Genomic DNA, 9,517 nt, shown 5'->3' on the forward strand with positions numbered 1-9,517 from the left:
GTTTCCTGCCTGAATTCGGCTGCAGGAGCGAGCTTGCTCGCGAAAAACCGGAGAACGCCGCGGGGGGTCAGGTGCCCATCGTCATCGTTAACGACCTTCGCGAGCGAGCTCGCTCCTACAGGGGTATGAGGATTGCGCTGTGTTATTCACCAATGGGAACGGATGACGTCTGCAAATAATTAGTCGGCGGGCCGGATCGTCAACCCCGCTGCAGTGCGTCAGCGTGTCGCAGTTCTCACTCTGCACTTTTGGGGAGCATTAATTCTCTTTCTCAATTGACAATCATTATCATTCAACATAATTTGTCGCTCGATGTGTAGGACGGCACCGGTCTTCCAGCCGTCCCACTAACCTATTTGCAGCAGGGTGATTTCCATGACGGAACAAGTGTCCACAAGCAGGTGCGATTCACCGCTACTTCAGGCATTCGTCGACAATCGACTGATTCTGGTCAAGATTGCAGCCCGTATTACCGGCTGCCGCTCGCGGGCTGAAGACGTGGTACAGGATGCGTTCTTCCGCCTGCAGTCGGCGCCGCAAATCACGTCCTCGTTCAAGGCTCAACTCAGCTACCTGTTCCAGATCGTGCGCAACCTGGCGATCGATCACTACCGTAAACAGGCACTGGAACAGAAGTATTCAGGCCCTGAAGAAGAAGGCCTGAACGTGGTGATTCAAGGCGCCTCGCCGGAAACCTCGCACATCAATTTCTCGACCCTGGAACACATTGCCGACGCGCTGACGGAGTTGCCCACCCGCACCCGCTACGCGTTCGAGATGTACCGCCTGCATGGCGTGCCGCAGAAGGACATCGCCAAGGAACTCGGGGTCTCGCCGACCCTGGTGAACTTCATGATTCGCGATGCTTTGGTGCACTGCCGGAAGGTGTCGGGGAGTCGGGCGGATACCTTTGCCCGCCGCTAGGATCCGAATCCTGCTTCGCCCCCATCGCGAGCAAGCTCGCACACAGGTTTGTGTCGCGCATAACATCAGAGAACACCCAAAACCTGTGGGAGCGAGCTTGCTCGCGAAGGCGGCCTGAAGACCTGAAGAGATCTCGAGCCTTACGCATCAAGCCAACACACACCGCTCAAAAAACCGCTCCCGCCCCAACACCATCAACGCCGCACGCTTGTGCGGAAAATCAAACTCTTTCTCGCAATGGAAACGCTGGCCCTGCATATACCCGATCATCTTGCCGTTGTCGGCCCGAGGCTCGGCCACCACCCGCCGGGTCCGTGGATCATCGAGAAACAGGTAATGCACCAGCGCCGATAACCAGCTCGCTACCTTGTGCGGGCCGCGGTGATGCTCTTCACCGACCAGCATGTGAATACCCCGGTCGTAATCGTCCGCCTCATAGAAAGGCGCAATGCGATCTTCCTTGGCCCAATAGGCTTCGAAATAGGCAAACGGCTGATCATCGAAACAGCCGATCAGCGTCAGGGTGTGGGGGTCGGCCTCGAGCTTGTCCAGGTACTCGCGATGCTGTTCGAGACTGCCCTGCTCCTGCCAGAAACTCGCGACCCGCGCACTGTTCTGCCAACGATTGAACCGTGCAAGGTCATGGTCGATGTCCAGCGTGCGCAGGGAAATCCACGCGCCCAACCGGGCATCGAAACGTCGATACACTTCACCCTGCGGTTTCATCGCACGCAACGGATGACGTTTGCCGCCACTGATGACCATGTGCTGCGGATAGCTGCTGGCCAGGGATTGACCGAGCCAGGGCTGCGGCAACTGCCAGAACAGGGTGCGCTCGCAGCGATACTGGCCGGAGGTTTCGGTGGCGACCAGCAAGCCGTTGCGCAAGGCGTCAACCGGGACCTCATCCAGCTGCCAGGTCAGGCGCTGGCAGCCAGGGTCGCGGGCAAACAGCCAATAACAGGCCGTGCGCAGTGCATCGCCTTCGGGACGGTCGAAACCTTGCTCCAGCTGCACCAGCAGTTCAGGTTCGCGGGTCAGACGCAACTTGATCAGCGGCTGCCCATCCAGGTCGAGGCTCAGCCGGCTTTCGGTTTCATCAGCTACAAGACGGCTGCCTGTGGGCAACGCCAGGGCAGTCAGGTGATTCGGATTGGACATGGGGCGGGCTCACATTAATCGTCGACAGTTCAACGAAGTGACGTGAGCCAAGCCGAGAAATTTAACAGAAGTCGGTCAATACGCGACCTGTGGCGCGATCTCAGTGACCGGGCACCGGCACCACGGCAATCTTGTACGGATCAAAAATCTTCAGCATCTGGCCGTTCTCGCGCAAGTCTTGCAGCAACTTGCCAAATGCAGCGCCACTGATGGGCGCTGTCGGGCGGAGGATGGCGTAGTGGTGATAGATCTGATCGACCCGCTCGGACACCAGCAGCTGATTGCCGACCTGCTCGTTGCGCAGCAAGTAGTCGCTCAGGTAAGAGCGCGTCACCAGGGCAATGTCCGCTCGCCCGCGCAGCACCATCAACAGGTTGCTGTCATGGGAATAGGTCAGCGTGGCGTTGTAGTTCTGCGCGAGAAACTTCGGGTCGGCATTGAAATTGGAAAACTCGTAGTGATAGCCGCTGAACAGCGCCAGGCGTTTGCCGGTGAGGCTGGCAAAATAGCTTTGCTGACGATCGGGCTCGCGTTGCGCGACAAAAATCTCGGCGTCTTCCAGCCCCATGTCGACGGTGGTGTGGGGGATGTCCTTCCAGCCCCAGTTCGGGTTCTCGAAAATCGCCATGTCCACCCGGCCTTGCTTGAAGTCACCGAAGCGCCGGGGAATCGAAGTCGGCACCAGGACAAATTGATAGTCGCTCTGCAAGGCATTCAGCGCCTCGATCAATTGCGGCAACAGGCCGGTGTCGGCACCGGTTTCCGGGCGAACCGTGTAGGGCGGGAAATGCGCGGCACTGATCCGCACCAGTTGTGCAGCCTGGGCCGGTATTGCCCCTATCGACGAAAACGCCACCAGTAAAAACACCGAGGCCGTCCGAATTGGCGAAGACATCAAACAACCCACTCCCGAAAAAAAACGCTTAAATGCATCCAAGCCAGGTGGTTTCAGCCACTTCACCAGTCTAGACGGGTTTCGCACACCCCCTGTTAATTCTCTGCCAGCACCAGAATCAACGCTTCATCGGCCAATTGATCGAGGCTCAGGCTGCCGCCGGCGCGAAACCAGGTGGTGGTCCAGGACAGTGCACCGGTCAGGAACCGTCGGGTAATGAACACATCGCCGCGAATGAACCCGGCATCCTTGGCCTCGCCCAGCACCTGCAGCCACAGCTCTTCGTAGATGTCGCGCAGGGCCAGTACCCGCGCCTGCCCTGCTTCGGACAGCGAACGCCATTCGTACACCAGCACCGCCATGGCCTCGCCGCTGCCGCCCATGATCGATTGCAACTCGCAACGAATCAGCGCCAACACCCGTTCGCGCACACTGCCGGCCTCGGCCAGGGCTGCGCGCATCAACGCCGTGTTATAGCGAATGGTCTCCTCCATCACCGCCCGCAGGATTTCGTCCTTGCTTTTGAAGTGATGAAAAATGCTGCCGGACTGAATCCCGACGGCACTGGCCAGATCGCGCACGGTGGTGCGCTCGTAGCCTTTGTTGCGAAACAGGTGGGCCGCCACTTGCAGCAGTTTGCCGCGGGCGCTGTCCGGGTCGGTCAATTGGCCGTTGTCGACCAATTCGCGCATCACCCTCAGGGCTTTTTGCTCGTCCACCCATTCTCTCCTACAGTCGATCAATCCAAGACGCCGCTCATGCAGGAGCGAGCTTGCTCGCGAAAAACCTGAGAGCGCTGCGGGGTATCAGGCTTCCAGCGTTATCGTTCACGTCCTTCGCGAGCAAGCTCGCTCCTACAATTTCGTGGGGTTGCGCGGGCAATTTAAGCTGGAGGCGGCGACCAAGCAAGCGCTCGGGAAGAAGATAGTTTAGTCGTTTACAAACCAAGCGCTTGCTTGGTAGTCTCGATATTCTGCTGCGGAGGTGGCTATGGCGTTGACGGGGTCCAAGACAATTCGCATCGGTTGCGCCAGCGCCTTCTGGGGCGACACCTCGACAGCCGCCGCGCAACTGGTGGCGGGCGGGTGCCTGGACTATCTGGTGTTCGACTACCTGGCCGAAATCACCCTGTCGATCATGGCCGGCGCACGCATGAAAGACCCCCGGGCCGGCTACGCCAGCGACTTCATCGAAGTCCTCGGCCCCTTGCTCACTCAGCTCGCCGAACAGCACATCCGCGTGATCAGCAATGCCGGCGGGGTCAACCCACACGCTTGTGCCGCTGCACTGCAGGCTGCCTGCGACCAGGCCGGGGTGGCGCTGAAAATCGCCGTGCTGCTGGGTGACGACCTGCAACCACAATTCCAACAACTAAGCGGCCTTGGCCTGCAAGAAATGTTCAGCGGCGCGCCGCTGCCGCCGATGTGCGTCTCGACCAACGCCTACCTGGGCGCGCCGGGCATAGTCGAGGCCCTGCGCCTGGGCGCGGACATCGTGATTACCGGCCGCGTGGTCGACAGCGCCGTGGTCAGTGCCGCGCTGGTGCACGAATTCGGCTGGTCCTGGCATGACTACGACAAACTCGCCCAGGCCGCGTTGGCTGGCCACATCATCGAATGCGGCGCGCAGTGCACCGGTGGCAACTTCACTGACTGGCGCGACGTTCCCGACTACGAACACATCGGCTTTCCCATCGTGGAAGTCAGCGCCGACGGCCAGTTCATCGTCAGCAAACCCGAAGGCTCCGGCGGCCTGGTCACGCCACTGACTGTCGGTGAACAACTGTTGTATGAAATCGGCGACCCGCAGGCTTATCTGCTGCCCGACGTGGTCTGTGATTTCACTCAGGTAAAACTGGTGCAACAAGGCAGGAACGCGGTTCAGGTGCACGGCGCCAAAGGCTTGCCGCCCACCGATCAATACAAGGTCAGCGCCACGTACCCGGACGGCTTTCGTTGCACCGCCAGTTGCCTGATCGCCGGGATCGATGCGGTCGACAAGGCACGCCGGGTCGGCCAGGCGATCATCGCCAAGACCGCGCAGATGTTCAGCCAGCGCGGCTGGGCGCCTTACACTGAAGTGAACATCGAACTGCTGGGTAGCGAGGCCACCTATGGCCCCCATGGCCAGCGGCAGGACAGCCGCGAAGTGGTGATCAAGCTCGCCGTACGCCATTCGAGCAAACAGGCGCTGATCCTGTTCTCCAGGGAAATCGCCCAGGCCGCTACCGGCATGGCGCCGGGGCTGACCGGGATCGTCGGCGGGCGGCCGACGGTGTATCCGCTGATCCGGCTGTTCTCGTTCCTCATCGACAAAAGCGCCTGCACCCTGCAGATCGACCTCGCCGGCCAGCGCCATCCGTGTGCCCTGCCCGCCGTCGACCGTCTCGACACCGCGGATTTGCCCATCCCCCTGGACCCACCCAAACCCACGGGCCTGGCCGACGCCAGCGTCGCCCTGATCAAGCTCGCGGTGGCGCGCTCCGGCGACAAGGGCAATCACAGCAATATCGGGGTCATGGCGCGCGACCCCGAGTACTTGCCATGGATCGCCGAAGCCTTGACCCCGGAGGTGATCGTCGACTGGATGAGCCATGTCCTCGACCCGGTTCTTGGTCGAGTCGAACGTTGGTATCTGCCCGCCAGCCACAGCCTGAATTTTCTGTTGGAAAACGCCCTGGGAGGTGGCGGTGTGGCCAGCCTGCGCATCGATCCGCAAGGCAAGGCCTTTGCTCAACAACTGCTGGAAATCCAGATTCCGGTGCCGCAGCGCATCGCCGACCAGGTCAACTAGAGGACAAGCGCCGTGGCCTACGATCCGATGTGCAACGCCGATCTGTTTGCAGGCCCGAGGAGTTCAAGGACAAGGAATAAGCCATGCCGGTGATCCAGTCGCAAATGGACCCCTTCAGCGACCCGTTCGCGCGCAATCGCGCGGCGATGCTGGTGGGCATCGAGCACGTCCGCCAGCTCGAACAGAACCTGTTGGACAAGGCCGCCGAAGCCAAGGCCCGGTTCGACCAGCGCGGCCAACTGCTGCCCCGCGAGCGCCTTAACCTGCTGCTCGACCCCGGCGCCCCCTTCCTCGAACTGGCGAGCCTGGCCGGTTACAAGTTGCACGACGACAAGGACGGCAGCTCGGCCGGCGGCGGCCTGATCGCCGGGATCGGGTACGTGTCCGGCGTGCGGGTGCTGGTGGTGGCAAACAACAGCGCGATCAAGGGCGGGACCATTTCCCCCAGCGGTCTGAAAAAATCCCTGCGCCTGCAACAGATCGCCATGGACAACAAACTGCCGGTAATCACGCTCGCCGAAAGCGGCGGCGCCAACCTCAATTACGCAGCGGAGATTTTCGTCGAAGGCGCGCGCAGCTTTGCCAATCAGGCGCGGATGTCGGCCATGGGGCTGCCGCAGATCACCGTGGTCCACGGTTCGGCCACCGCTGGCGGGGCTTATCAACCGGGGTTGTCGGACTACGTGGTGGTGGTGCGCGGTAAAGCCAAGCTGTTTCTGGCCGGCCCGCCGCTGCTCAAGGCGGCCACCGGCGAAGTGGCCACAGATGAAGAACTGGGTGGCGCCCAGATGCATGCGCAGATCGCTGGCACTGCTGAATACCTGGCCGAGAACGATGCCGATGGCGTGCGACAGGTGCGGGAGATTGTCAGGTTGTTGCCGTGGAATGCGCGGTTGCCTGCAATCCCTGCGCGACAGTGGGAAGAACCGCTCTACCCCATCGACGAACTGTTGGGGCTGATCCCCGACGATCCGAAAAAACCTTACGACGTCCGTGAAATCATCGCGCGAGTGGCCGACGGTTCGAACTTCCTCGAATTCAAGGGCGAGTTCGATCAGCAAACCGTCTGCGGCCATCTGCAGATTCAGGGTCGCGCCTGCGGCTTTATCGGCAACAACGGCCCGATCACGCCCAAGGGTGCGAGCAAGGCGGCGCAGTTCATCCAGCTCTGCGACCAGAGCCAGACGCCGCTGCTGTTTTTCCACAACACCACCGGGTTCATGGTCGGCACCGAGGCGGAACAGCAAGGCGTGATCAAGCACGGCGCCAAAATGATCCAGGCGGTGGCCAATGCCCGGGTGCCGAAACTGACCATCGTTGTCGGCGGCTCCTATGGCGCCGGCAACTACGCGATGTGCGGCCGCGGCCTCGACCCGCGCTTCATCTTCGCCTGGCCCAACAGCCGCACGGCGGTGATGGGCGGCGCCCAGGCCGGCAAGGTGCTGCGGATCGTCACCGAGGCCAAACAGCTCAAGGACGGGCAGGTGCCCGACCCGACCATGCTCGATAAGCTGGAGCAGGTCACCGCGCAGAAGCTCGACAACCAGTCGACCGCGCTGTATGGCAGTGCCAGTCTGTGGGACGACGGGCTGATCGACCCGCGGGATACCCGGACCTTGCTCGGGTACCTGCTGGATATTTGTCATGAAGCCGAAGTGCGCTCACTGCAAGCCAACAGTTTTGGTGTAGCCCGCTTCTAAGGGCGATCAGAGGAGAACAATAAAAATGATCTTCACCCAGGAACACGAAGCACTGCGCCGCACCATCCGCCAATTCGTCGACCACGAGATCAACCCGCACGTTGATGAATGGGAAAAGGCCGGACGCTTTCCGATCCATGAGCTTTTCCGCAAGGCCGGCGACCTCGGTTTACTGGGGATTTCCAAGCCGGAGAAGTTCGGCGGCATGGGCCTGGACTACAGTTATTCGATCGTCGCCGCCGAAGAGTTCGGCACCATTCATTGCGGCGGGATTCCAATGTCCATCGGCGTGCAGACCGACATGTGCACCCCGGCACTCGCCCGCTTCGGTTCCGATGAATTGCGCGAAGAGTTCCTGCGTCCGGCGATCACCGGCGAGCAGGTCGGCTGCATCGGCGTTTCCGAAGTCGCCGCCGGTTCCGATGTGGCGGGATTGAAAACCAGCGCGCGCAAGGACGGCGACGACTACGTGATCAACGGCAGCAAGATGTGGATCACCAACTCGCCGAGCGCCGATTTCATGTGCCTGCTGGCCAACACCTCGGACGACAAACCCCACGTCAACAAGTCGCTGATCATGGTGCCGATGAACACGCCAGGCATCAGCCTGAGCTCGCATCTGGACAAGCTCGGCATGCGCAGTTCGGAAACCGCCCAGGTGTTTTTCGACAACGTGCGCGTGCCGCAACGCAACCGCATCGGCCACGAAGGCGCGGGCTTCATGATGCAGATGCTGCAGTTCCAGGAGGAACGCCTGTTCGGCGCGGCCAACATGATCAAGGGCCTGGAATACTGCATCGACAGCACCATCGAGTACTGCAAGGACCGCAAGACCTTCGGCAATGCGCTGATCGACAACCAGGTGATTCACTTCCGCCTGGCCGAACTGCAGACCGAAATCGAATGCCTGCGCGCGTTGGTCTATCAGGCCACCGAGCAATACATCAAAGGCCAGGACGTCACCCGCCTGGCGTCGATGGCCAAACTCAAGGCCGGTCGCCTGGGCCGCGAAGTCAGCGACAGTTGCCTGCAATACTGGGGCGGCATGGGCTTCATGTGGGACAACCCGGTGGCCCGGGCCTACCGCGATGTGCGGCTGGTGTCGATCGGCGGCGGGGCCGACGAGATCATGCTGGGGATCATCTGCAAACTCATGGGCATCCTGCCGGGGAAAAAACAATGAGCACCTTGCCGGTTTGCCAGACCCTGCTGCTGGAACTGCACAACGGCGTCCTGCACATCACCCTCAACCGCCCCGACAGCCGTAACGCCATGAGCCTGCAGATGGTCGCCGAACTGAGCGCGGTGCTGGCGGCGGTACATGATGACCGAACTGTGCGTGCCTTGGTCATCGGTGGCGCCGTCGGGCATTTCTGTGCCGGTGGCGACATCAAGGACATGGCCAACGCCCGCGCTCAAGACTCGACGGCCTGCCGCGAGTTGAACCGAGCGTTCGGCACGCTGCTGCAAGCGGTGCAACACACGCCGCAAGTGGTCATCACCGTGCTGCAAGGCGCCGTACTCGGCGGTGGCTTGGGCCTGGCCTGCGTCAGCGACGTCGCCCTGGCCGATCATCAGGCGCAATTCGGTCTGCCGGAAACCAGTCTCGGTGTGCTGCCCGCGCAGATCGCGCCCTTCGTGGTCCAGCGCATCGGCCTGACCCAGGCCCGTCGACTCGCCCTGACGGCGGCGCGTTTCGATGGCACCCAGGCCAAGCGGATCGGCCTGGTGCATTTTGTCGAACATGACGCGCAAGCCCTGGCCGAGCGTCTCGATGAGGTGTTGGCCCATGTGTTGTGCTGTGCACCGGAGGCCAATGCGCGGACTAAACAGCTGTTGCTGGCGAGTGCGGGGCAGCCGGCGGATACGTTGCTCGATGAGGCGGCCGAGTGGTTCAGCGAGGCAGTGACCGGGGCTGAGGGGGTCGAGGGGACAATGGCTTTTGTGCAGAAGCGTAAGCCGGGGTGGGCGCTTTAAGAGCTTCGCTGGCAAGCCAGCTCCTACACGGTTCTGTGTCGCTCACAAACCCCCTGTAGGAGCTGGC

Annotated in this window: 8 protein-coding genes and 1 pseudogene; 5 read left to right on the top strand and 4 right to left on the bottom strand. The window is 61.5% G+C overall.

Going from position 1 to position 9,517, the window contains the following annotated elements; translation table 11 throughout:
• Positions 1-23: 23 nt before the first annotated feature.
• A pseudogene (locus BZ163_RS35550) lies at positions 24-146 on the bottom strand (outer membrane lipoprotein carrier protein LolA); the annotation flags it as partial.
• A 229-nt stretch (positions 147-375) separates the two neighbouring features.
• Here BZ163_RS35550 and BZ163_RS11330 point away from each other — a divergent pair.
• Positions 376-924: an RNA polymerase factor sigma-70 gene (locus BZ163_RS11330; RefSeq protein WP_128870989.1), complete on the top strand. Its 549-nt coding sequence runs from the start codon at positions 376-378 to the stop codon at positions 922-924.
• Positions 925-1,071: 147 nt separating this feature from the next.
• Here the strand turns inward: BZ163_RS11330 and BZ163_RS11335 are convergent, their stop codons facing one another.
• From BZ163_RS11335 to BZ163_RS11345, 3 genes are all read right to left on the bottom strand, one after another.
• A complete protein-coding gene (locus tag BZ163_RS11335) occupies positions 1,072-2,085 on the bottom strand; it encodes a GNAT family N-acetyltransferase (protein WP_128870990.1) in 1,014 nt (337 codons plus the stop codon).
• 100 nt (positions 2,086-2,185) lie between these two features.
• Positions 2,186-2,980 (bottom strand): ABC transporter substrate-binding protein, encoded by a 795-nt coding sequence (locus BZ163_RS11340; protein WP_178084679.1) that lies wholly within the window; start codon positions 2,978-2,980, stop codon positions 2,186-2,188.
• A 95-nt stretch (positions 2,981-3,075) separates the two neighbouring features.
• Entirely contained in the window at positions 3,076-3,699 is a 624-nt protein-coding gene (locus BZ163_RS11345; RefSeq protein WP_128870992.1) for a TetR/AcrR family transcriptional regulator, read from the bottom strand.
• Between the two features lie 271 nt (positions 3,700-3,970).
• On the opposite strand from BZ163_RS11345, the gene BZ163_RS11350 reads away from it, so the two are divergent.
• The 4 genes from BZ163_RS11350 (at position 3,971) to BZ163_RS11365 (ending at position 9,450) form a co-directional block, all read left to right on the top strand.
• Positions 3,971-5,773 (top strand): acyclic terpene utilization AtuA family protein, encoded by a 1,803-nt coding sequence (locus BZ163_RS11350; RefSeq protein ID WP_128870993.1) that lies wholly within the window; start codon positions 3,971-3,973, stop codon positions 5,771-5,773.
• A gap of 83 nt (positions 5,774-5,856) precedes the next feature.
• Positions 5,857-7,473 (top strand): geranyl-CoA carboxylase subunit beta, encoded by a 1,617-nt coding sequence (gene atuC / locus BZ163_RS11355; RefSeq protein WP_128870994.1) that lies wholly within the window; start codon positions 5,857-5,859, stop codon positions 7,471-7,473.
• Positions 7,474-7,498: 25 nt separating this feature from the next.
• A complete protein-coding gene (atuD, locus tag BZ163_RS11360; RefSeq protein WP_128870995.1) occupies positions 7,499-8,656 on the top strand; it encodes a citronellyl-CoA dehydrogenase in 1,158 nt (385 codons plus the stop codon).
• On the top strand, positions 8,653-9,450 hold the full coding sequence (locus BZ163_RS11365) for an enoyl-CoA hydratase-related protein (protein ID WP_128870996.1): 798 nt from the start codon (positions 8,653-8,655) through the stop codon (positions 9,448-9,450). The genes atuD and BZ163_RS11365 overlap by 4 nt, the downstream gene beginning before the upstream one ends.
• The last annotated feature ends 67 nt before the right edge of the window (positions 9,451-9,517 follow it).

This window comes from Pseudomonas sp. VI4.1 (assembly GCF_002029345.1).
Taxonomy (GTDB): domain Bacteria; phylum Pseudomonadota; class Gammaproteobacteria; order Pseudomonadales; family Pseudomonadaceae; genus Aquipseudomonas.